The sequence below is a fragment of the uncultured Thalassolituus sp. genome (assembly GCF_950066645.1).
Lineage (GTDB): Bacteria > Pseudomonadota > Gammaproteobacteria > Pseudomonadales > Oceanobacteraceae > Thalassolituus.
In genome coordinates, this window is sequence record NZ_CATMFB010000012.1 from 34,173 (window position 1) to 58,088 (window position 23,916).

The 23,916-nt window shown below is 54.7% G+C and carries 21 protein-coding genes; 10 read left to right on the forward strand and 11 right to left on the reverse strand.

Translation table 11 applies throughout. The annotated features are described in order from the left end of the window. Positions 1–189 precede the first annotated feature (189 nt). The gene (locus tag Q1L85_RS11830) at positions 190–1,923 is read left to right on the forward strand and encodes an ABC transporter transmembrane domain-containing protein (protein ID WP_300425877.1); all 1,734 of its coding nucleotides are present in this window, start codon (positions 190–192) and stop codon (positions 1,921–1,923) included. Here Q1L85_RS11830 and Q1L85_RS11835 read toward each other — a convergent pair. Continuing rightward, entirely contained in the window at positions 1,920–3,590 is a 1,671-nt protein-coding gene (locus Q1L85_RS11835; RefSeq protein WP_300425878.1) for a hypothetical protein, read from the reverse strand. The two genes, Q1L85_RS11830 and Q1L85_RS11835, sit on opposite strands and share 4 nt — an antisense overlap. 20 nt (positions 3,591–3,610) lie before the next feature. Further along, positions 3,611–4,630, reverse strand: coding sequence for a type I glyceraldehyde-3-phosphate dehydrogenase (locus Q1L85_RS11840; RefSeq protein ID WP_300425880.1), 1,020 nt, complete (start codon positions 4,628–4,630; stop codon positions 3,611–3,613). A 120-nt stretch (positions 4,631–4,750) separates the two neighbouring features. Here Q1L85_RS11840 and Q1L85_RS11845 point away from each other — a divergent pair, with 120 nt between their 5' ends. Further along, positions 4,751–5,398 carry a class I SAM-dependent methyltransferase gene (locus Q1L85_RS11845; RefSeq protein WP_300425882.1) on the forward strand — a complete coding sequence of 216 codons (648 nt, stop codon included), beginning with the start codon at positions 4,751–4,753 and terminating at the stop codon, positions 5,396–5,398. 11 nt (positions 5,399–5,409) lie between these two features. Here the strand turns inward: Q1L85_RS11845 and Q1L85_RS11850 are convergent, their stop codons facing one another. Then, the gene (locus Q1L85_RS11850) at positions 5,410–5,871 is read right to left on the reverse strand and encodes an SRPBCC family protein (protein ID WP_300425884.1); all 462 of its coding nucleotides are present in this window, start codon (positions 5,869–5,871) and stop codon (positions 5,410–5,412) included. 98 nt (positions 5,872–5,969) lie between these two features. After that, complete coding sequence (locus Q1L85_RS11855; protein WP_300425886.1) at positions 5,970–6,896, reverse strand: helix-turn-helix domain-containing protein; 927 nt, start codon at positions 6,894–6,896, stop codon at positions 5,970–5,972. Between the two features lie 220 nt (positions 6,897–7,116). On the opposite strand from Q1L85_RS11855, the gene Q1L85_RS11860 reads away from it, so the two are divergent. Together Q1L85_RS11860 and Q1L85_RS11865 are read left to right on the forward strand one after the other, a co-directional pair. Beyond that, entirely contained in the window at positions 7,117–8,637 is a 1,521-nt protein-coding gene (locus Q1L85_RS11860; protein ID WP_300425888.1) for an aldehyde dehydrogenase family protein, read from the forward strand. A 224-nt stretch (positions 8,638–8,861) separates the two neighbouring features. Next, the gene (locus tag Q1L85_RS11865; protein ID WP_300425890.1) at positions 8,862–9,440 is read left to right on the forward strand and encodes an NnrU family protein; all 579 of its coding nucleotides are present in this window, start codon (positions 8,862–8,864) and stop codon (positions 9,438–9,440) included. On the opposite strand, the gene Q1L85_RS11870 is transcribed toward Q1L85_RS11865, so the two are convergent. Beyond that, entirely contained in the window at positions 9,441–10,463 is a 1,023-nt protein-coding gene (locus Q1L85_RS11870) for an asparaginase domain-containing protein (RefSeq protein WP_300425891.1), read from the reverse strand. It lies immediately after the preceding gene. Positions 10,464–10,606: 143 nt separating this feature from the next. On the opposite strand from Q1L85_RS11870, the gene Q1L85_RS11875 reads away from it, so the two are divergent. Next, positions 10,607–12,088 (forward strand): protein adenylyltransferase SelO family protein, encoded by a 1,482-nt coding sequence (locus tag Q1L85_RS11875; RefSeq protein ID WP_300425893.1) that lies wholly within the window; start codon positions 10,607–10,609, stop codon positions 12,086–12,088. A 3-nt stretch (positions 12,089–12,091) separates the two neighbouring features. On the opposite strand, the gene Q1L85_RS11880 is transcribed toward Q1L85_RS11875, so the two are convergent. From Q1L85_RS11880 to alr, 6 genes are all read right to left on the reverse strand, one after another. Next, entirely contained in the window at positions 12,092–12,916 is an 825-nt protein-coding gene (locus Q1L85_RS11880) for a hypothetical protein (RefSeq protein ID WP_300425895.1), read from the reverse strand. Between the two features lie 94 nt (positions 12,917–13,010). After that, positions 13,011–13,550, reverse strand: a complete 540-nt coding sequence (locus Q1L85_RS11885; RefSeq protein ID WP_300425897.1) for a hypothetical protein — start codon at positions 13,548–13,550, stop codon at positions 13,011–13,013. Positions 13,551–13,668: 118 nt separating this feature from the next. After that, the gene (locus tag Q1L85_RS11890) at positions 13,669–14,526 is read right to left on the reverse strand and encodes a patatin family protein (protein ID WP_300425899.1); all 858 of its coding nucleotides are present in this window, start codon (positions 14,524–14,526) and stop codon (positions 13,669–13,671) included. Further along, on the reverse strand, positions 14,507–15,022 hold the full coding sequence (locus tag Q1L85_RS11895; RefSeq protein ID WP_300425900.1) for a PaaI family thioesterase: 516 nt from the start codon (positions 15,020–15,022) through the stop codon (positions 14,507–14,509). Before Q1L85_RS11895 ends, Q1L85_RS11890 begins: the two co-directional genes overlap by 20 nt. Before the next feature lie 15 nt (positions 15,023–15,037). Then, positions 15,038–16,042, reverse strand: coding sequence for an NAD(P)-dependent alcohol dehydrogenase (locus Q1L85_RS11900; RefSeq protein ID WP_300425901.1), 1,005 nt, complete (start codon positions 16,040–16,042; stop codon positions 15,038–15,040). 125 nt (positions 16,043–16,167) lie between these two features. Next, on the reverse strand, positions 16,168–17,238 hold the full coding sequence (gene alr, locus Q1L85_RS11905) for an alanine racemase (RefSeq protein ID WP_300425903.1): 1,071 nt from the start codon (positions 17,236–17,238) through the stop codon (positions 16,168–16,170). A 107-nt stretch (positions 17,239–17,345) separates the two neighbouring features. Here alr and Q1L85_RS11910 point away from each other — a divergent pair, with 107 nt between their 5' ends. The 5 genes from Q1L85_RS11910 to Q1L85_RS11930 all read left to right on the forward strand — a co-directional run bounded on the left by Q1L85_RS11910 (position 17,346) and on the right by Q1L85_RS11930 (position 23,906). Then, positions 17,346–18,518 carry a DnaT-like ssDNA-binding domain-containing protein gene (locus tag Q1L85_RS11910; protein WP_300425905.1) on the forward strand — a complete coding sequence of 391 codons (1,173 nt, stop codon included), beginning with the start codon at positions 17,346–17,348 and terminating at the stop codon, positions 18,516–18,518. A gap of 22 nt (positions 18,519–18,540) precedes the next feature. Next, positions 18,541–19,083: a replication protein P gene (locus Q1L85_RS11915; RefSeq protein WP_300425907.1), complete on the forward strand. Its 543-nt coding sequence runs from the start codon at positions 18,541–18,543 to the stop codon at positions 19,081–19,083. A gap of 4 nt (positions 19,084–19,087) precedes the next feature. Further along, positions 19,088–19,282 (forward strand): CPXCG motif-containing cysteine-rich protein, encoded by a 195-nt coding sequence (locus tag Q1L85_RS11920; RefSeq protein ID WP_300425909.1) that lies wholly within the window; start codon positions 19,088–19,090, stop codon positions 19,280–19,282. 77 nt (positions 19,283–19,359) lie between these two features. After that, positions 19,360–21,369 (forward strand): TonB-dependent copper receptor, encoded by a 2,010-nt coding sequence (locus Q1L85_RS11925; RefSeq protein WP_300433220.1) that lies wholly within the window; start codon positions 19,360–19,362, stop codon positions 21,367–21,369. A gap of 155 nt (positions 21,370–21,524) precedes the next feature. Beyond that, positions 21,525–23,906 carry a hypothetical protein gene (locus Q1L85_RS11930; protein ID WP_300425913.1) on the forward strand — a complete coding sequence of 794 codons (2,382 nt, stop codon included), beginning with the start codon at positions 21,525–21,527 and terminating at the stop codon, positions 23,904–23,906. The last annotated feature ends 10 nt before the right edge of the window (positions 23,907–23,916 follow it).

The following is a 23,916-nucleotide window of genomic DNA, read 5'->3' on the forward strand; positions in this document are numbered from 1 at the left end:
CTGGCGGTGCCTGTTCCAGAACCAGCCAGATCGATCAAAATTCGCGCGGGAGTATACCAGCATGAACAGTGCGTTTCATCGGCACACACATGACAATCACCGCCCAGAACTGACCTTTACCTTGTTTACCTCGGTCAGTGCCGATAGCCTGCTTACCCTTTTGTGTAATTACGGTTCAGAGGATCTCTGATGCTGCGCTGGCTCTGGCAATTTATCCGCCCTTACAAACTTCGTCTGATCATCGCCATCATTGCCCTGGTCACCACGGCCGGGCTGACGCTGAGTCTGGGGCAGGGCGTGCGCCTGATGGTGGATGAGGGCTTTGCCGCAAGTTCCGTAGAGGGCTTGAAGGACGCCGTCGTTTTCTTCTCGATTTTAGTAGTCGCCGTGTCTGTCGGTGCCTACTTCCGGTTTTATATGGTGTCCTGGCTCGGCGAGCGGGTGGTCGCGGATATCCGTAAAACGCTCTACCGGCACTTAGTCACGCTGCCACCGTCGTTTTTTGAGGACAATCTGTCCGGCGAAATCCAGAGCCGCATCACCACCGACACCACCCTGCTGCAAACCGTGATTGGCTCGTCGTTTTCCTTTGCTCTGCGCAATGCCCTCACGTTTGTGGGCGGCATTACCCTGATGTTTATCACCAACCTCAAACTCAGCCTGATCGTGCTAGTAGCCGTGCCTCTGGTGGTGTTTCCTATGGTGTTTTTCGGGCGCAAAGTGAAAAAACTCTCGCGCGAAAGCCAGGACAAAGTCGCCAGCGTCGGCGCCTGGGCCGGGGAAAGCCTGCAACACATCAAGGTCGTGCAGGCCTTTACTCGTGAAGACAGCGTGAATAAACAGTTTGGCGACGCGGCAGAATCCGCGTTTGATGTCGCCTTACTGCGCATTCGCCAACGCGCGTTTATGATCGCGCTGGTGATGATTCTGGTGATGGGATCGGTCGCTGGCATGTTGTACGTCGGCGGTCACGATGTGATTACCGGCAGCCTGAGTGGCGGCGATCTGGCCGCGTTTGTTTTTTACGCCATCATGGTCGGCGGCTCGCTGGCGGCAGTGACCGAAGTCTACGGAGAAGTGCAGCGCGCGGCGGGCGCGGCGGAGCGTATTCGTGAACTGATGGCAGCGGAATCGGACATACAGTCACCCACCAACAATATGACGCCTGCCATAAAGCAAAGCGATACTCAGATTGCGTTTCAAGAGGTCAGTTACCACTACCCTTCCCGCCCCGACAAAGCAGCTTTAACCGAGCTCAATCTCGAGGTACGCGCTGGCGAGCGCATTGCCTTGGTCGGGCCATCCGGGGCGGGCAAATCCACACTGTTCGATATGCTGCTGCGCTTTCGTGATCCGCAACATGGGCAAATTCTGGTGGAAGGCACACCATTACCTGAATGGCAGTTACAAAGCCTGCGCAGTCAGTTTGCTCTGGTGCCTCAGCAGCCGGTGCTGTTCAGCACTAACGTGTTGGAAAACCTGCGCTACGGCCAACCTAGTGCCACCGAAGCAGACATTCTCGCGGCTGCTCAGGCCGCACATGCCGATGAATTCATTCAGCAGCTGCCAGAACAATACGAATCGTATCTGGGAGAAGGCGGCGTAAAACTATCGGGTGGTCAGAAGCAACGGCTAGCCATCGCACGAGCGATTCTGCACGATCCGAAAATACTCCTGCTTGATGAAGCCACCAGCGCCTTAGACGCCCAGAGCGAATACCTTGTGCAACAGGCGTTAGATAAACTGATGCAGAACCGCACCAGTTTTGTGATCGCGCATCGCCTGTCGACCATTAAGCACGTCGACCGCATCGTCGTCATGGATCAAGGGCGTATCGTGGCTGTCGGCACGCACGAAGAGCTTCTCGAGTGCTCGCCCTTGTATAAGCGGCTGGCCGAGTTGCAGTTCAGTGATCGGAGTTAATCGCGTCTGCGAACATAACCCGCCTGCATATTGATGTCGGCAAGGCCGCTGGTTTCGTCGAAACCACGGACAACCCCGTAAACAAAGAACATCACCTCGTCGCCATCGATGGTCCCCACCGTAGGTTCACCAATGGCGATGATATTCCCGACTTCCTGATCTGAGCTCGCTGCCAGTACCTTAACGGGTGTCGCCCAGAGCGCCGTATTGCCGAAGTCCGCTTGCGTGTGCGTACCGCTGTATTGCGACATCCAGACCGCGGGTAACTCAGTGTCGTCTGAGCGGGTAAAATACAGTTCGGAGCCAGTAAAAAACGGCTGTATTTCCTGCGAAGGGTCAGCCAGATTAACCGGTGCAGGTAGCACCACCTTCTGCCAGCTGGAAGAGGGGTAGCTGTCCGTCAGATTCACATATACCGAAAGCTCGCCGTGATCGCTGCCCGGGCCCTTCGCATCGTATTCGTCATCAGTCCAGATACTACTGACCGTCGATGATTCACGATATAAATGCGGATTTCCCTGCGTTCCTGCTATGCCCTCGATGCCTACATCAGAAAAGCCTACTTTGGTCAGACCAAAGCTACTGTCCCGCTGGGGTGGCGTACCGGGCGTGCCCGAATAATTAAAATTACCGAGATTGACAGGGTCTCCCAGAGCGCTCTGAAGCGTATAGACATCGAGCAGGCTTTCGGCATCGGCGGTTCCGTTGTCATCAAAATCTACTGATTCGGTATCGTCTGGGGCGTTAAACGACAAGGCTAATAGGTAATTATCTGAACTGCCGTAATCAGGTAAGACACTCAATCCAAACGGGCTGCTGATGCCATCGCCTTCATCATCAAAAGCGATCATAAACGGCTCCCGGTAGCTACCGTCGAGCTGGCGTTTAAAACCGTAAAATACATTCGACACGCTGAACAGGTTCAGTGTGTCATCGCCCATTCCCCAGGAGACAGAGTTATGGCGCCAGGTACCATCACTACTGATACGCGCGGTGTAAAAGTCCGGACGTTCTGGAGCACTGACCGGACCAATGGTGTTATCTATCCAGGGGTGTGTGCAACGTTCAGGAGACAGGCGATCTCCGCCGCAACCGCCGTCTCCACGAGAAAAATTAAAGAGAATTAATCCACTGAAGTACGCGGGCGAATATTGCACAAACAGATATTCGCCATCAGGCGATATCGCAATACCGTCTTCGTAGCCTTCAGTATTAACCAGGCCTTCAACCGTCATGGGCTGGCCCCAGTCTTCATGAACGTCGGCCAGTACCAGTGGATGAAGGGTTTCTGAAATTCCAAATACGGTGTTCTCGCTGACGGTAATTTCAAACTCACCGGTGCGGGAAGGCGTCAGCAGTGTTTGGTAAATACCATCCTCAGTTTCAGAAAAATCAGACGCCGTCATGTCTGCTGGCAGAGTAAGCTCCAGTGAGCTTTCCAGACCGGTAGCGGGCTGTGAACCACGTAATAACTCAACCGTGACTGATATATTGTCGAGGCCTTCGATACTGTCCTGACGATTAAGCTGAACGGACATGAAGAGATCATCAATAACAATAACTCCGTCATCTGACGATGAAGGCGCACTGTCACACCCAGTCAACAGAAGCACGGCACCGGACAGGCACCAAACAGCTGCATTACCGACGATTCCCTTACCTCTCATGTCATCCCTCTTATGCTCTTTTACTGATAGCAGTTAAGCATCTCGCTGGCCGTATCCAGCATACGGTTGGCAAAGCCCCACTCGTTATCAAACCAGACCAACAATTTTAGCAAGCGACCGCCGCTGACCCGGGTCTGAGTGGCATCGACAATCGCCGAACGAGGATCATGGTTAAAATCGATAGAGGCGTGGGCTTCCCGGGTGAGTCCCAGAATGCCGTCGAAGCGCTCATTCGACGCTCCGGCCAATAGGGCGTTAACGGCGTTGGCGTCGGTGGCGTCAGTCAGTTGCAGGCTGATATCCAGTGCTGAGACATTAATCGTCGGCACACGCACGTGCAGGCTCTCTATTTTGCCGGCCAGTTGCGGCATCAGACGCTCGATCCCCGCTGGCAGGCCGGTATCTACCGGAATAATGCTCTGCACCGCCGAACGGGTGCGGCGCATGTCCGAATGGTAGGCATCAATCACGGGCTGATCATTCATGGCCGAGTGAATCGTGGTCGTCACACCCGCTTCAATGCCGTAGGCCTGATCGATTAACGTCAGCACCGGAATCAGCGCATTGGTCGAACAGGAGCCGTTAGACACAATACGTTGATCTGCCGAAAGCGAATCGTGGTTATGACCGTAAATCACGGTATTGTCGACCGCGCTGTCGGCTGGGTTTGAAATAAGCACTTTTTTCGCGCCGCGACTGAGGTGCAGCTCAGCATCTTCGCGCGAGCGGATCTGACCACTGCACTCCAACACCAGGTCGACATCCAACGCGGCCCAGTCGAGCTCTGCCGGATCACCGATATGGCATACCCGGATACGATCGCCATTGACCATCAGGTGCTGCTCATCCGCGATACTGACGGTGCCGTTAAAACGACCGTGGGTACTGTCGTAACGTAGCATGTAGCTCAGTGAATCAATGTCAGCGAGTTCATTGATCACGACCACTTCCATGTCCTGCCGGTAACCGTTTTCATAAAGCGCACGCAGCACACAGCGGCCGATACGTCCAAAACCGTTGATGGCGATACGGGTTGTCATGGGTTGGTGCGCCTCACTGATGTCTCATGATTGCCGGGCTTCTCAGAAGCTGGATACTATGTGCTCTATTGTCGCGGAATTACGGGCCGTAGGCAAAACGCACTCAACGGAATACGCGACATGACTTCCCCAGCCTGCCCTTTATGTCAGGAAACAGCGAAACTTACCGATCTCAATAGCGCCATGCCGCGCCGCTACCTGAGCTGCGGGCACTGCCATCTGGCATTTATGCATCCTGACGACTACCTGAGCGCAGAGGACGAGAAGGCCTACTACGCCACCCATAAGAACAGTATTGAAGACGAAGGCTACGTCGGCTTTCTGAATATTCTTCTGGAGCCACTGCTGAACCTCATTGAGCCGAAGAAAGCACTCAACGCTCTGGATTATGGCTGTGGGCCGGGGCCGACGCTGTCTCTTTTGCTGGAACAAAAGGGGATTCACTGCGACAACTACGACCCTTTCTTCTTTCCAGAAGCATTAACACCGCCCTACGACGTGATCACAGCCACAGAATGCTTTGAACACTTTCATCAGCCGGAGAAAGAGCTGGAGAAACTGGTCTCGCTATTGAACCCAGGAGGCTGTCTGGCACTGATGACCAGCCGCTGGAGCACTGCTGAAAAATTCATGCACTGGCACTACAACCGGGACCCGACTCACGTCATTTTCCTGCACGATAAAACACTGGAATTCATCGCAGATAAATACGGTTTATTCTGCGTTTTTTCAGACGAAAAACGAGTCGTGATTTTCAGAAAGCCATGATCATCAGATGATTATTCACCACCTTCAAACTGGGATGGAATATCTGGTTCAACCAGTTGCGCAAGTAACTGCAGTGATTCCTGCCAGCCAACGTAACAGAACTCCAGAGGGATTTCTTCGGGAATACCACTTTGCGTAATATGTAAGGCAGTGCCGTTCAGAACCGGGGTAAAGCTCACAGTAGTCACCATCTGGCCCGGCAGATCCGGATTATCGAACTGATCGTCAAAGACCAGTTTTTCACCCGGGATCATCTCGCGATAAGTACCACCAAAACTGTGTTCTTCTCCACATGAAAGATTTACAAATGACATTTTATAGGTACCGCCTACCCGCGAATCCATGTGATATATCTTTGCAAAAAATCCATGCGGCGGATTCCACTTCACTAATGCTTCAGGAATAACAAAGGCGTCATAAATACGCTGCGCAGGCGCTTTAATAACCCGATGCAGAGAAACTTCGTTAGCCATACCTGGCCTCCTTATAAAAATTACGAGTTAATTTCAGATTGCAGAGCAGAAATACATAACGGTCGATCAAGTCAGAACTGAGAAAAGAGAGGCGCTGATTAGCGGGCTGCAAATTCTCTCGGCGTCATTCCATATTGCTGATGAAAACGACGGGAAAAATGACTGGGGTTAGAAAAGCCTAACTCATAGCAGGTGCTGGTGATACTTTGCCCACTACGAATCAGTTTGCAGGCGTGTTCGAGGCGACGCTGCTGCTGATACTGCGCGGGGCTACAGCCCAGGCTGCTTTTGAATTGCTGAAACAACTTCGTACGCGACATACAGGCGATCCGCGCAAGATGATCAATATCTACCGGCTGAGCAAGGTTTTCTTCAATGTAGGCCACTGCATTCGTCAGACCCGACTGAGTCGGATTCTGCTGCACACAACGCAGTAAAAAGTCACGCCCCTGCTGGCGTAACATGCGCGCCACCAGCTCGTTAACCCCAAAGTTCAGCACCAGGTCACAGTCATCTTCTTTGTGTACGTGGCTGGCAACAATACGCTCCAGTAGCTGCTGAGTGGCATCCGTATGCGACAGATGCCACTGACGGGTTTCTACCTCCCACTCGCCCAACTCTCTCGGGCGCTCGCTGACCGTGTTCAGCTGGTCACATACCTTCAGCAGAGTTTCGCGCGGTATCTCGAGCGTCATGCAGGTCGTCGGTGTGGTCATTGATGCTTCAGGAAAGTCGATTTCGACGTATTCACCCGGTGCTACAACAAATGACTCATGAGGAAGAAAACCGGTCGAAAAACCGTCCATACCGTGCATGACTTTACGTCCCGTCATCATACCGCAGTAGAGCAGCTCACCGGCATCAAGACGAACGCGCTCAGCCTGCTCATAGGTGTCATACACAGAAAGTTCTGCCAGCTGACTGGCATAGACAGTGCGGTTTTCCACCAACTGACCCGGCGCTACCTTCTGACGGTGTGCGCTGGCCAGCGATGCGAAACTGTGAGGTTTTGTACTGGTCGTCATAAGCAGGGCCTGTGTCCGGGGTGTGCTGTTTCAGGCCAGTGACACATTCTGACAATGGCGGGACTCAGAGAACATTGATCCGGACTCTCGTGCAAGTCATCGAACCAATAGACCACATACTCTGGAGTCACACAACACAAAACACCGGAAGAGCGGACAGCCTTCGACTTTAGTCTAAAGCGTCCATTCAGCCGGCAAGAATAACAACGGAGATACCCTGATGATCTATGCAAATCCAGGACAGCCAGGCGCTGTCGTCACTTTCAAAGAGAAGTACGGTAACTACATCAACGGCGAATTCGCTGCCCCTGTAAACGGTAATTACATGGACAACGTCAGCCCGGTAAACGGAGAAGTATTCTGTCGTGTTGCCCGCTCCGACAGCGCAGACATAGAAAAAGCCCTCGACGCAGCTCACGCAGCCGCACCGGCCTGGGGAAAAACCTCAGTTCAGGAACGCTCAAATGTCCTGCTGAGAATCGCCGACCGCATCGAGCAGAACCTTGAGATGCTGGCCGTGGCCGAGACGTGGGACAACGGCAAAGCCGTGCGCGAAACCCTCGCTGCAGACATCCCGCTGGCCGTTGATCATTTCCGGTATTTCGCAGGTTGCCTGCGTGCACAGGAAGGCAGCATGGCCGAGCTGGACGAGACCACAGTGTCCTACCACGTGCATGAACCGCTGGGTGTTGTTGGCCAGATCATCCCGTGGAACTTCCCACTGTTGATGGCCGCCTGGAAACTCGGTCCCGCACTGGCCGCGGGTAACTGCGTGGTGATGAAGCCTGCAGAGCAGACCCCTGCCTCTATTCTGGTTCTGATGGAACTGATCGGTGATCTGCTGCCAGCGGGTGTCGTGAATATCGTCAACGGCCTGGGCGAAGAAGCAGGTCAGGCTCTGGCCACCAGCAAGCGGATCGCTAAGCTGGCGTTTACTGGCTCAACACCGGTTGGCCAGCACATTCTGCGCTGCGCGGCAGAAACCCTGATTCCAAGCACCGTCGAGTTGGGCGGCAAGTCGCCTAACGTCTATTTCGAAGACGTGATGCAGATGGAAGATGACTACCTGAGTAAGGCGGTCGAAGGCACTGTGCTCGCCTTCTTTAACCAGGGTGAAGTCTGTACCTGCCCATCCCGCGCTCTGATTCAGGAAAGTATTTACGACGAATTTATCGCCAAGGTCGTTGAGCGTGCTCAGACTATCAAGCGCGGTAATCCACTGGATACGGACGTTCAGGTCGGTGCTCAGGCCTCGCAGGAACAATACGAGCGCATCATGAAGTACATTGAAATCGGTAAACAGGAAGGCGCTGAAGTTCTGATCGGTGGCGCGCCAGAGAAACTCGAAGGCGATCTGCAGACAGGTTTCTATATCCAGCCGACCGTATTCAAAGGCAACAATAAAATGCGCGTTTTCCAGGAAGAAATCTTTGGTCCGGTGATCAGTGTTACCACCTTCAAAGACGAAGCCGAAGCCCTGGAAATCGCCAACGATACTGAATTCGGCCTGGGCGCCGGCGTCTGGACCCGCGACATGAACCGCGCCTACCGCATGGGGCGTGGTATTCAGGCCGGTCGTGTCTGGACCAACTGTTACCACGCTTACCCTGCGCACGCGGCGTTCGGTGGTTACAAGAAATCCGGTATCGGGCGTGAAACACACAAGGTGGCCCTTGAGCACTATCAGCAGACCAAAAACCTGCTGGTGAGCTACGCCACCAGTCCACTGGGCTTCTTCTGATTCTCACTCCGTAAGTCTGTTGCCCGGGAATCTCTTGTTCCGGGCGCGTCTCCTCAGGACTGGTACCTGCTTTATTGGGAGGGCAGGTATCGCGAAAGTCCTTTTTCGCACCCCGCTCGGGGTGCGCTTTTTTGCCTACTGTAAAACGGATTGTCTCATCAGCCTGGCTTGCCGCCGTTCGCGGGCTTCCGTAATCTCACCCCACAAACCGTGAGGGATTACTGATGACATTACTACTGGCAGGGATTGTTCTCTTTATTGGCGGACACTCAATCAACCTCGTTGCTCCGCAATTCCGGCAACGCATGATCTCATCGTTGGGGCTGCTCCCCTGGAAAGGAATATATTCGCTGGTTGCTGCTGCAGGTCTGGCACTGATGATTTTCGGCTACGCAGAAGCGCGATCAGCAGGTCAATGGCTCTGGACACCTCCACTCTGGACACGGCACCTGGCCGTCCTGATTACTCTGCCAGCACTCCTGCTTCTGTTTGCCAGTCAGATACCCGGCAACCGCCTTCAGGTGGCTGTCGGTCACCCGATGTACCTTGGCATAAAACTCTGGGCGTTCGCTCACCTGCTGGCCAATGGCGCCCTGCCCGACCTGATACTGTTCGGCAGTTTCCTCATCTGGGGAATCGCTGGATTTGCGATATCACGACGACGCGACCGAGCGTTGCAGATTCGGGCTGAGTACAAAGGGCTCGGGCGTGACCTGGCAACACTCGCCGTATCAGTCGGTGTCTGGGCGCTGTTTACCTTCTGGCTGCATCAGCTATTAATCGGTGTCGCGCCTTTGGGCTGATCAGGCGATCAGCTCACCGGCGATATTCAGTACATACCGGTCGCGGGCTGTGGCAATCACGCTCTCCCGCTCGCCCTCCTGACTGAGCAGAAACATCAGCTTGGTCATAGCGGCTTCGAGCGTCATATTGCCTGCAGGGATAGCCCCGGCCTGCTGCAATGCCGAACTGCCGGCATAGATACCCACGTCGACGCCACCACCAAGGCACTGACTGTGATTGATGAGGATGCCTCCAGCGAGGGTATAGCGTCTCAGCACCTTCATCAGATCATCGCTTTGTGAAGAGTTGCCACTGCCGAACGTCCTCAGAATGGCGCCGTCCGGCATCGCCGTCAGCATGGTTTCAATCTGCTCAACTGAAATACCCGGGAAGAGCGTGATCACACCACATTTCACCGGCTGTATTGGAGTAAACGTCACCGTCGCCTGTTGATCCGCCGCCGGGGCCGGGCTGGCGTCATCGGCCCGGATATCCGACAGCGCCGGACTGTCTGGAGAGGAAAACGCTGAGAATTTCCGGCTGTGGGTCTTAACCGTACGATTGCCGCGCAGCAATTGCCCATCAAAGAAAACCGTCACGCCGGCAAACTCCGGGCAACTGGCCAGGCGTAATGCACCGCTGAGGTTAGCAAAAGCATCGGAACCCTCATCCACCAGCGGGATCTGCGACCCTGTCAGGATGACGGGCTTGCCAAGGTGTTGCAGCATGAACGACAAAGCAGAGGCGGTCCAGGCCATGGTGTCAGTGCCATGCACGACAACAAAACCATCGTAATCGCGGTAACGGCTGCAGATATCCCCAGCGATGCGATTCCAGTCATCAGGTGCCATGTCTGAAGAATCCAGCAACGGCTCATATTCGACGACGTCAATCCGGGGAAAGCCTTCACTATGAAAAACCGGACTGTCACGCAGAACACCCGAAAGAAATCCCGGCTCTGGTCTTAATCCGGCCTCAGAATGCACCATACCAATGGTGCCACCTGTATAAATCACGCAGACATTTTTCTTATCGTTATCCATGGCGTACGCCCTCCGGCCCGAGATTCTTAACATACTCCGACATTAAGGGGCATTTCAAAAGTGCTTTATGCACTTCCAGCCCTGTTCAATCGCTTTCGTTCATCCTATTCTGGTAGCCCGCTGATGCTGACTGGGGGTCTGTTATGTCGGTCAATATCCCATTTATTAATGAATTTTCGCAGCTGCCTGAGGCCTGCTTTTCCCGCGTATTACCCACGCCGGTAAGCCAGCCGACGCTCGTTGCGTTTAATCATCTGCTGGCCGACAGTCTGGGAATATCCAGCGAACACGACGCAGGTCTGGCCGCGGTGTTCTCGGGGAATCAGGTACCCGCCAACGCAGACCCGCTCGCCATGGCATACAGTGGCCATCAGTTCGGACACCTGAACCCACAGCTCGGTGACGGCCGCGCCATTCTGCTGGGCGATGTGCGCGACAACCGCAACCAACTGCGTGATATCCAGTTAAAAGGCAGTGGCCGTACGCCGTATTCCCGCAACGGTGATGGTCGCTCTCCTCTTGGCCCTGCAATGCGCGAATATCTTCTCTGCGAGGCGATGCATGCGTTAGGCGTGCCCACGACCCGCGCGCTCGCACTGGTGACCACCGGCGATACTGTCTACCGCGAGCGACGTGAACCCGGTGCGGTATTTACCCGGGTTGCTGCCAGCCATATCCGTGTGGGGACTTTTCAGTACCTTGCCCTGCGTCGTGATGAGGAATCCCTGCGCGCACTGGCAGATCACACTCTGGCGCGCCACTTTCCGGACATTTCACCGGAATCCGAATCGCGCTATCTGGAACTCTTCACTGAGATCGTACGCCAGCAGGCTGAACTGATCGCACGCTGGATGTTACTCGGCTTTATCCATGGCGTAATGAATACCGACAATATGACAGTCAGTGGTGAAACCATCGACTACGGCCCATGCGCGTTTATGGATAATTTCAGTCGCAGCAAAGTCTTCAGCTCCATTGATCAGCAGGGCCGCTACGCCTATCAGAACCAACCAGCGATTGGTCAGTGGAATCTCGCCCGTCTGGCCGAGGCGCTGCTGGGGTTATTTCCGGGCGATGAAGACGACGCAGTGGCCGCGGCCACGCAGGTTCTGAACGACTATTCCCAGTGGCATCAACAGGCCTGGGAATCAGGAATGAGTGAAAAGCTCGGGCTGGGCACAACAGCAGAGCAGGACCGGCAACTGGCGGAAGACCTGCTCACGCTGCTGGAACAAGGTCGCATAGATTACAGTCACTTTTTCCATGCGCTGGCACAGTGCACCGAACAGGATGCCGACCGGACACCGCTGTTTCTGCTGATTGATCCTGCCATCCCCGGTGACGCCACCAGGCAACAGCTGGAAGAATGGTTAAACCGCTGGCAGGACGAAGTCAGCAACCGGACGTCGCCAGAAACCGCCGCACAGAAAATGCGCTCGGTGAATCCTGCCGTGATTCCCCGCAATCATCGGATTGCTGAGGCGATTAACGCAGGTGAACAGGGGGACTTCTCCGTATTTTATGCGCTTGCCGACGCCCTCAGATCACCGTACCAGGAACACCCTGAATTCAGTAAGGGGCCCCGGTCTGGTGAGGAAGTACTGCGGACATTCTGCGGAACCTGAAGATCAGACGGCCTCCGGGTGCGGCACCGGTGGCAGATCATCCGGATTGTCCGGGTCATTTCCGCATGCCGTCCGGCTCAGGTAGTCGACAATCGCCTGACTGATCACTCTCCCTTTACCTTCCAGCCCCTGATTTCCGAAGAGACGATTAAACTCGAACACATACGGGTGATGCCCAACCATTGCGATATCAAAGCCGCCATGGTCAATCCCCAGCGCGGTTGCCAGACGCTCCACCAGCGCACAGGCTTCTGCAGGCAGAATCCCGGACTCAATCTGCCCTCCTTTCGCAACGTTATTGTGAAAGCTACGGTCTGACTGAATTCGCCAGTAACCGCCGACGATGCGGTCACCAATCCAGACGATTCGCAGGTCACGGTCGATGGGTAGATATTCCTGCGCGTAGATAACCGACGTCTGATTCAGATACGCCTGCCAGTCTTTCTGGGTGTCGATCAGAAACACCCCATCCCCCATACTGCTGCGCGGTATCTTTGCCACAAACGGTAACGGCATTGCCGCCCAGACACGTGCGGCAGATTCCGGAGTATTCGGTTCTATCAGGGTAAAAGGCAGATTGTGTGGAGCAACGAGCCTGAAGGCGCGTGTCATTTCAATTTTGTCATGCCCCAGGTGATAGCTCGCAGGGCTGGGAAATACCCGGGCTTTGAGACCGTATAGCAGCGTATTGATCTGCCAGTATTCAGGGAAAAGAACGACATCTGCCGCAGTAATGGTATCGGTGTGATCAAAGAAGTGATCGGGTTTGATATAACCTGCACCCGCAATGTGTAGCGTCCGGGTGGCATCAAAGGAAACGAGCTTCATACGGGCGTTCAGTTAACAAAAGAACGCCGCATGATAATGACGGATCAGGCGCTGAAAAATGAAATTTTCTGCCCCTGATCAGCAAAAGTTTTTATCAGAGTACGGCAGCGAAAACCACAAAGACCAGAATACCCGCAGCGGTAATACCCACGGTCGGCTTTTTCAGCATCGGCGACTTAAGACCAATGATGAGTCCGGTGATCAGCAGCAGAACCAGACCAATGGCCGTGATCTGCTCAAGAATACGGAACAGACCCGGGCCATGCCCCATGTGCAGTTCCATCAGTGCCGAAACCAGATCAGGGGACACCGGAGTCACTTCAATGCCCTCGGCGACCGGTTTGATTTCATAGTAGTCGCGGCTGGTTGGGCGGGTCTGCATCATAGGACCACGCTCTTTCAGGTATTCAAAGTCAGAATCGAGACCTGCCTGTTCGAGCAGTGCTTTCACCTGAGCGACCTTGTCGCCTTCTTCTGAGAGAGCAGCGCCTGCAATCGTGATCGTCTCACCTTTTTCCACACTGCCCTTGATACCGAACAGGTACAGGCCACCAGAGGTCGCCAGGATTAACATTACCGGTGCGAAAAACGCGGCCAGATAAAGGTGGATAGTAACTAATGTTTTACGGTTCATGACCTGCTCCAGGTTTATAATTAGAATCAGGCGCGATTCTACACGCCCGCTTTGCTTGCGGGTGTAAAGAAACGTCCCAGACGGGTGCGGTAATGGGAAAATTCGTGCCTTTGTCAGATCAATCCTGGGAGGCTGACCAAGTGCGCATCAACGTCTGACCGTCGACCACTCCCATCTGATAGGCTTCGTCCAGTATCTGCATGTCGGTGGTGAACTGGCCGGCAGAAAATGCTTCTGGCGGACAAAGCTCGGTAATACGACAGTCAGCAGGCGGATTACGGATGAAATCGAGCGCCTCGTTGTATTCACTGTGCCGCTCCTGGAGCCGTCGGGCAACCGCCGGATAACGTCGCAGGATGACCGGAAACAGGTGCCGCATCCGGTACGCCTGTTTACGGTAAGAGGCAGGGTTGGAGCGGATCACCACAATATTTCTGGCTCCACGCTCGTAGGCCTCCCGCACGGGCAGTGAGTCAGCAACGCCACCATCGAGCCATTGCCGTCCATACAGGCTGACGGCATTACGAAACGCAATAGGCATCGCAGCGGAACATTTTATCGCCTGAAAAATATCGTTCTTTTCAGGTGTAAGATACTCAGGCTGGCCAGTTTCTGCATCTGTCGCGACGACAATAAAACGACCGTGTACGGCATCAATATGATCCAGGCCAAGATCCAGTTCTTTCTCAGTAATATCCCAGAGCCAGTCGATATCAATTAAATGCCCACCCCGTAAGAAACGACGCAGTGATTTAAACTGAGGGCGACGACAATAATCCGTGATTACGCGATAATTCCGTCCATGTTTTCTACCGAGATACGCTGCCGCATTTGAAGCGCCTGCAGACACTCCGTAGACCTGATAAAAAGGATAAAACCCCGCAGCAATAAACTCATCGAGCACGCCGGCACTGTATATACCGCGCATTGCACCACCTTCGACAATCAGTGCGGTGTCAGTCTTTGTTGTAGCCATGTCCATAATCGTGTGATTCTGAAAAAGTAATCGTCATGGAATCCAGGTCGTCTTCCCCCACCAACCCCAGCTTAAGAAACTGCGCCTTATCGAACATCGCAAATTCTGATGATGAGCTGGCCAGAAGTTCATCATTTTCATCTCGAAGTTCTCCGACCATCAGGAATTTACGGGCATTTTTCTGCTCCTTAATCCAGCCGGTTGCAACCACTGTCTGACCGATATAGACAGGCTTGCGGAATGTCACATTAAGATCCCGGGTAAGAGGATATTTATTCAGAAAATACATGCTGGCCCAGCCCATAACTTCGTCGAGAATCGTTGAGGTTACGCCACCATGAGCCAGGCGGGCCCAGCCACGGAGATGCTCGGGAATGGTAACGACCGTTCTGACCTTCTCGCCGTCGGTTTCAAAGTTCAGATTCAGGCCATGGGGGTTCTCAGTGCCACAGCCAAAACAACGATGATCTGCCTTACTGACCGGGTGCCAGCTCATGTCTGTTTTCTCCGTTTATTTCATTTTCAACACAACACGATAACGTGGGCTGCCGTGTTCGAGACGCTCAACGGCTTTATTCACGTCAGCCAGATCAAATACTTCGACCTTAGGTTCAATGTGGTGACGCGCAGCAAATTCCAGCATGTCAGCAATGACGGCTGGGCTTCCCACCGGAGACGATGAAACCGAGCGCTGCGCCCCCATCAGAGACATCACATTGATCGCCATTGGCTCCAGAACTGCACCGACCAGATGCAGCCGCCCCTTCGGCTTCAGGGTTGCCAGATAGGCGCCCCAGTTAAGCGAGACATTGACTGTCGAAATAATAAAATCGAAAGAGTTCGCTGCCGCTTTAAGGGCCTCTGCGTCGCGGGAATCGAGCGTCTTATGTGCCCCTAACTCCAGAGCTTCAGTACGCTTCGCTTCCGATGAGGTGAATGCTGTTACCTCGCAGCCCCATTTATTAAGAAACTGCACAGCCATGTGTCCGAGGCCACCGATGCCAATCACACCGACACGGGCGGTTGGCGTCACATCAAACTGCACAATCGGATTAAACACCGTAACACCGCCACAGAAGAGCGGGCCGGCAACTTCGCTGCTGATATTATCCGGCAGTTTTACAACCGCAGCAGACTGCGCCCGTACTTTATCGGCAAAGCCACCGTGACGGCCGACAATCGTACCCTGCGCATGGTCACACAGGTTATGGTCACCGCCCATGCAGGTGGCGCACTCCATACAGTAACCGGAGTGCCAACCCAGGCCGACCCGGTCACCTACCTTCAGAGATTTTACCTGCGCACCGGCGGCTGCGATCCGACCTGCGACCTCGTGCCCGGGCACAAATGGATAGCGGGTAATCCCCCATTCGTTGTTTAACATGGAGAGATCGCTGTGGCAGATTCCACAGTATTCGACGTCGATTTCAACGTCGTGATCGCCCAATGGGCCTGCGTCGTATTCAAAGGGTTCGAGCTGGGCACCCGGTGCCTTGGCAGCGTAAGCTTTTATCATGGAGCCTCCGGTAAACAGATTGATGCGCTGGCATGCCGGAATAACCTCCGGCACCCGGGCATTATGCTGCTGCGCAGATTACTTTTCATGCACTGCACTGTTCCAGTGGTTGTCTTAAAAAGCTACTACTGAAGATTCGTTCGTGGAACTCTGGGAGTCAGGCGGCAATACAGTTCATAGCTGATGGTGCCGGCCAGAGCGGCAACCTCATCTATGTCCACCAGCTCACCCCACAATTCAACCGGCGATCCGATGCAGGCCTCCGGCGCGTCCGTAATATCGACGGTAATCATGTCCATTGAAACCCGGCCAATCAGCGGACACCTGACGCCAGCAACATTTACCGGAGTCCCCGCTGGTGCATGTCGTGGATAGCCATCACCGTACCCGATCGCAACTACCCCCACCCGTGTTTCGCGGGCAGCCGTCCAGCTACCACCATAACCAACGGATTCTCCGGCAGGCACGGAGTGAGTACTGATCAGAGCGGACTGCAGCGTCATCACCGGGCGCAGCCCGGCCTCTCTGGCCGTAACTCCCTCGAGTGGCGAGCTGCCGTAGAGCATAATTCCCGGACGCAGAACGCGCTCGCCTTCAACACCGCCACGCAACACAGAGGCACTGTTACTGAGGCTAAGTGGTACAGGCCAGGCCTGCCCCAGCATGCGGGTTTTCTGCGCTTCGTAACAGGCGGTGTCTGCCTCATCTGACGATGAGAAATGACTCATCACATGCCGCAGTATCAGCCCCTGATCATTACGGATACGGGCAATCATTTCCGGTGCGTCGCTGAAGCGTACCCCCAGACGGTTCATACCGCTGTTGATTTTTAGCCAGACGGCAACGGCCTCGTCGAACACGACCGCTGCACGGTCCCGCAACTGCTGAGGATGATGAATTGCCAGCTGAAGATGGTAGCGCGACGCCAGCTGCCACTCGGCAGGCTCCATCGCACCTTCAAGAACAAGAATCGGCTGGCGGATACCCGCGTCGCGCAAACGCACTGCTTCATCAACACACGCCACGGCGAAACCATCCGCCTCTCCTGCCAGTGCATCCGCGCAGGCCGTCATACCATGCCCATAGCCATCGGCTTTGATCACGGCGTAAGCCTCATGGCGTGTACGTTGACGGGCGATGCGATAGTTGTGGCGCAGGTTTGACCACTTGAGCAAAGCTCGGGCAGGTCGGGTCATAAGCGTGGGAAGATTCCTGAAAATGAGTACAATGTCGGAAGGCCTCTGTCGGTTCCCGGCAGTTGTCTGTCATTATGTCAGCCCAAACCATCAGCCGGAAGTCATTCATGCCCAGCCACCCGCTGTTCAGCGACCACACGATCAGCCTCTCTGCGACACTGGCCGCCACCATCGGTCTGGAAGAAGCAGTGCTACTGACGGTTCTGAACGACGCTGCACGGCTGCAGAGCCAGCCACAGGCCAGGCTGAATAACGATATTCTGCGTCAGCAGTTACCTTTCTGGGATGACGTTACCATCCGACGTGTGCTGCGCAGCCTGACCGATAAAGGTCTGCTGAGAATTCAGGGGCCGATGTTCCCGGATGCCGGCGGTATTATTTTTCATTTCGGTGATGAGGCGGCTACCCCGGCAAGCCGTCCGGCGACCACCCCGCAACCGGCGAGATCACAGTCCGGCACTCCGACCAGCGCCCAGCCAGCACCTGCACGCCCAGCCCCGATGCCACAGAAATGGCAACCGGCTGAAGACACTCTGCAGCGCCTGGAGCAACATGGTGTGCCCCGGGCATTCAGTTGTGCCCAGCTGGATGCTTTTGTCCTGCAGGGGCAGGAACAGGGCAGCAACCGTAACGACTGGAATACCCGCTTCTTCCGTCATGTGAAGAACCAATGGGTTTATACACAGAATGATGCCAGCCGCTTCCGCAGAGAACAGGAGCGTACGGCCTTTAACCCGGTACAGGACGAAGCCAGGCCCATCACCGGCGACTGGCGCCCGAGTCCGGATGCGCACCAGATACTCAGCCGCGCCGGCATCGATCCACAGTTTATTGATGATGCAGTTCCGGAGTTTATTCTCTACTGGAGTGAGCGCGGCGACGTGTTTAAAACCTGGAACAGCAAATTTATTCAGCATGTCCGTCAACAATGGGCGCGGTATACTGCTGCGGTAGAGCATTCGCCCATGCCTGTGCGCATAGATGCTCAATGGCAGCCCGCTGAAGACTGCTACGACATACTTAAGATGGGCCATATCCCCCGGGATTTTGCCAGTTCACTGGTGCCGGAATTTGTTCTTTACTGGCGCGATTCCAATCAGGTGCACAACAGCTGGAACAGCCGCTTTCTGCAGTACGTAAAACAGCAGTGGGGTAAACGTCTGGCTCAGAAAGATCAGCCAACAGGAGAAGCAAATGGACAGCAAACAGGTGCTCAACCGGGTTACACAACAGCTCAGGCAAGCGTCCACCGACTCAGTGACACAAGCTGGGCAAAATAACGCGACTCCGACTGACGGCCAGATGGCAGCCATCAATCAGATTTTTGAGCTGTTCCGCTTTAATTATCACAACCAGTTTCTGAAAGCCTTTCCGGATCTGGACACCCTGAATATGGCCAAACGCCTGTGGCTGAGACTGCTGGGTGACTACAGTGGCGAAGTCATCATGCGTGCCGCCGAACGCGCAGTAAAAGAAAACAGCTGGCTGCCAAACGTTCATGAGGTGCTGTCGCGCTGCGATGTCGCCGAGGTGCTGGGGCTACCTTCAGCCCACGCTGCGTACGTAGAAGCCTGCCGCGCCCCGTCGCCGAAAAAAGACTACCGCTGGAGCCATCCGGCTGTGTATTTTGCCGGGCGCGCCACGGACTGGTTTTTTATTGCTAATGAGCCCGAAGAAAAAGTCTTTCCGGTATTTAAGCGCAACTACGATATCCTGCTGCACCGACTGCAGAATGGTGAAACGCTGGAAGTGGATATTCCGGTTGCCCTCCCTGAAAACGTCAGTATTCCGGTCAGTCGCGACGAACAGAAAAAGCGGATGGAACATCTGCTGAGTTCACTCTGAATCTATGTTTCAGTCAGAAGCTGATATCGCCTGCCCTTATTGCGGCGAACACCTGACGGTCCTTATTGATCCGTCTGAGCCGGAACAGGAATACATCGAAGACTGTCAGGTCTGCTGCCGGCCGATTGTATTGAGGGTGACGACAGACCCTGAGACCGATGAACCTCTGGTCATGGCATTTCACGAAAACGACGCCTGACTGCGACATCCTGTCACACGCCAGTGAGCAGCGGGTTTGCTAATCTGCAGCGGTTTTCATCAACCGACTCTGCCAGAATGCTACGTACTTCATCCCTACTCTCTGCTGTTGCTGTTTTATCTTCATCGCCGGTCATGGCAGAACACACTCTCGATAACGTGGTGATTACCGCACCCCAAAGCGATTCCGTGCTGACGGTAACGACCGACCCTAAAGCGCCCCGCCAGCCCGTTCCTGCTCACGATGGCGCCGATCTGCTGAAGAATATCCCGGGCTTCGCTGTTATCCGTAAGGGGGGTACCGACGGCGATCCTGTTTTCCGGGGAATGGCGGGATCGCGCCTCAGTATCCTGCTGGACGGTGATACCGTACTCGGAGGTTGTGGTAACCGCATGGACCCGCCAACCGCCTACGTATTTCCACAGGCGTACGACAGCGTCACTGTCCTGAAAGGACCACAGTCGGTTCAGCATGGACCCGGCAGCAGCGCAGGCACCGTATTATTTGAACGCCACAAACCCGATTTTTCTGTTGCTAAGATTCAGGGCGACGCCAGCCTGTTAGCGGCCAGTGCCGACCGTAATGATCAGATGGCGCACCTGCTCTCCGGCAACCAGCGCGGTTACCTCGACCTCAGCGGCACACGCTCAGATGCCAATAACTACCGCGATGGAAACGGTGACGAAGTGCATTCCGCCTATACCCGCTGGAGCGGCAATGCCGCCATCGGCTGGACCCCTCACACAGATTCACGCATCGAGCTCAGTGGCGGGCGCAGCGACGGTGAAGCCCGCTACGCAGATCGTGCCATGGACGGTGCGCTGTTCGACAGAAGCAACGCAGCCCTCATGTTCGAACAACAGAATATCAGTGACAGCCTGGCCAGCGTAAAGGCACGCATCTACCGTCAGTATGTCGATCACGTAATGGATAACTTCAGCCTGCGCAGTACGTCAGGAATGAAAATGGTCAGTAATCCAGACCGCGAAACCACAGGCGCAAGCCTGACAGGCCTCTGGACGCCGGGGCTGGCAACCGACGTCCGCACTGGCATTGATTATCAGAAAAACCAGCATCGCATCCGCAATGCGAACAACATGATGGATATGATGCAGACGCCCGATGCTGATCAACTGCACCGGAACGAAGACATGCGCTTCGAGACCCAGGGCGCCTTCGTCGAACTGGACCACAAATACTCAGACGGCAGCAGCCTGCACACTGGCCTACGGATTAACCGGGATGAGGCAGAAGACCTGAGAGCGAACCGCACCACAAGCAGCGACAAAGACATTAACCTGTTACACAGCATGTTTGCCCGTTATGAGTGGCAGATCTCCCCTGATCAACGATTGTATGCCGGCCTGGGCCACAGTGAACGTGCGGCAGATTATTGGGAGCGGAATAAAAATCCTGCAGCGCAGTCACCTATGATGACGGGCAGTGCAAGCACCTTTGATGTCCGCCCGGAACGCACAACTCAGCTGGATACCGGCCTGCTCTTCAACAGAGGGCCATTGACCGGTTCAGTCTCCGCATTTTATGCGCTGCATCAGGACTACATTCTGATCGAACAACTCCCGGACGTCAGTGCCGCCGCAAGCAATGCCCGTAACATCCGCGCCATCAGCTATGGCACGGAAGCGGAAGCAACCTACCAACTGAGCCCCCACTGGAACACGCAGTCGTCGTTCGCCTGGGTGCGCGGTGAGAACGACACTGACAACACAGCGCTGGGGCAGATCGCTCCGCCTCAGGCGACCTTCAGCCTGAACTATGTTGAAACAACCTGGTCTGCCGGTGCCCTTCTGCGCGTAGTCGGTGATCAGAACCGGGTTGCACCCGGTACCGGAAATATCGTCGGACAGGACATCGGACGCTCCCCCGGCTTTGCTGTTTTCTCCGTCAATTCAGGTTGGCAGGCCGGTGACAACCTTCGCATAAATGCGGGCATAGACAACCTGTTTGACCGGGCTTATGCAGAGCATATTTCCAGAAGCGGCGCCGACATCAGCGGCTATGAAACCACCACCAGAGTCTTCGAGCCAGGGCGGACCTGGTGGCTGCAGTTGCAGGCTTCGCTCTGAATGAAGTGCCGCCTGTGCGGCCTTCCCCTAATGCCTGAGTACCAGTTTTATTAAGTGTTCTGTAAATAAATAAAGGTGTCGCCTCCGGCAAGTTTCAGTGAAATTTCAGGCAGGTAAGCTAACGCTTCAATAATAACAAACAGAAGGATTCTGTTATGAAGCGTTCAGCTCTCGCCCTTGCCATACTCGCCGGAACTCTTATCCCCACCGCTTATGCCTCACATGTTGTCAGCTTCAGTGCTGGTACCGATATTCAACAGGTAAAAACTGGTCATCTGCGGATGGCAATGCCGGTCATTCCTCTTATTGAAGATCAACGCACCGCCGTGATCAGCATTGATATTTCAACCGCATCAGACTTCGCAGCAGCGGTCGGTATTATTCAGAGCAGCGCTCCCGATGCAGACGCTGCCCTCATGCTGGAAAATTATCCGGCGGCACCCACCAGTGCAGAAGGCATTCAGGCCTATCAGGCGGTGACGGGCGCCACACTCTCCACTGATGCTGAGTTTCTCACTACCGTTGAGGCATGGCTGACCGAAAACAAATACAGCGGGATTGAAATTGCTCCGGTTACCCGCCAGTCGGTTCTGACTCAGACAGCCGATCACCTGGTTCTGATTGATGCAACCGTAAGCAGTGCTGAAGATATTTACCTGTGCGCGACAGAGTCATTCAGCCCTATGCTGCGCGCGACTGAACAGGAAGCCTGTCAGGTGTTCAGCACGGGAGTACGCACCGATAACCATGAATATATGTCAGCACCGAATGGTCGCTTCACCAGCAACAAATTTGTATTTACCGATACACTGAGTGATACCGCGACTTTCTATAATGGGAGCAACTCATCGCAGCTGACACTGCGCGGAACCGGCAGCACGCTGGCAGTACATCAGTTCCTGAATCCTCTGTTTATCGGAGATGTCTATGATCACACCGCCACGCAGGGAGACTTCAACGGTTATACCAACAGCGCATCGGATGAAATGACTTCTTTTTCCCTGTTGAGCGGCTATGACCTCGATCCGGAATCCTTCCTGTTTATCTCCGGCTGGACAGGATTTTCAGACTTTACCAACGTGAACGGTGAGAAAATTCTGGTGCGGAATTCAGCTGCACTCCCACCGTATTACGACTGGGGGTTCGAAGAGCTTCCGATCAGACTGAAGTCCGGCGTGCCGTACGGTTTTGTCAAAAACGTAGACTACCTGGAAACAGAAAGCGGGGGCTGGTTCAACCGGGAAAGTAAGCGCTGGCTCGCGCTTGGATACACAGGTGGTGGGGAACTGAATGTCACAACGCCGGTGATTTATAACCTCGACAACGAGCGCTTTATTTATCTGTCTCAGATTGCGGTTAAACAGCTGGAGGCTACCACTCCTGAAGGCTTTATTCCTGCCGTCAGAGCTGCCGTTCTCGACAGCCTTCCTGCGGCTCTTGCAGACAGCTATCCTGCCCTGCCGGACGACCTGAGCGCTCTGGGCGTTGACCCGGATATGACGCCTCAGGCTTTTGCCGCACTTGTGAACGAGAAGATTGTACGTGTAGCAACGTCTGGCGCTCTTGAGGAGTTCCTTCGCGGTGAAACGATTTCAGTCTCACCAGGACTGATTGGATCTATCGCCTCCGACGTGCGCTGGCAGTCGAATGAACTGCAGTTTCTTTCTGAAGATACCCTGCGTGCACCGTATGTCACTTATAGCCTGAGCAGTGAAGTCGCCAAACCAGACATGAACATCAGCGTCTCTGCCACTGAGCTGTCATCCGCGGCCCGGGATTCTGCCGGTATCAGCATCGCTGCCAGTGGACTGTACAGTCGGGTTACCGCGAGCTGCCGGATTCTCTCTGGCGATGCTGCAGGAACACTCTCTGAGCCTCTGCCAGGAACCTGGGGGGAAGGGAGCACGGCATCTACCCGCCTGATCCAGGAGCAACAGTATGCAAGTGCGACGCTTACTGCAGCAGAGGAAACCGCCGACGATTCTGAAGTGATGTCCACCACGCTGACCGCTACCAGTGGCACGGGCGAACTGACTCTGCACTGCCAGGTCACTGGCGAAAATATCTTCGGCGAGAGTGACTCAGTCAGTGAGAGAATTACTTTCAACGTGACGACGCCTACCACCATCACTGGGCAGTTTGCCGCCGTGGGTAACCAGCTGACCAACACCATAATTGAATCCGCGGTATTGCTCGATGCAGATGGAAACCAGTATCCGCTGGCGATTAATGATGACCTGAGCTTCAGCCAGCCTGCGGGGTTCCCTGGCGACTACCGGATTTCTGCCAGCGCCGAGGGCTATGTCTTTCCTTGTGCAGACTTTAATGCTCCACTGGGTACGACAGATGCCGGCACGCTGGAATTCCTGCGCGGTGACCTGAACGGAGACGGAGCAATCACCAACTCGGACCTGTGGCGTTTCTACTTCCGCAGCTTCCTCAGTGGTGACTTTGACGTGAATCTGGATGGTACAGTCAATAACGCCGACCGTGACATGATCCGGGCCAACCGGGGCGCTGCACAGTGTGAACTGTAATTAAGCAGCA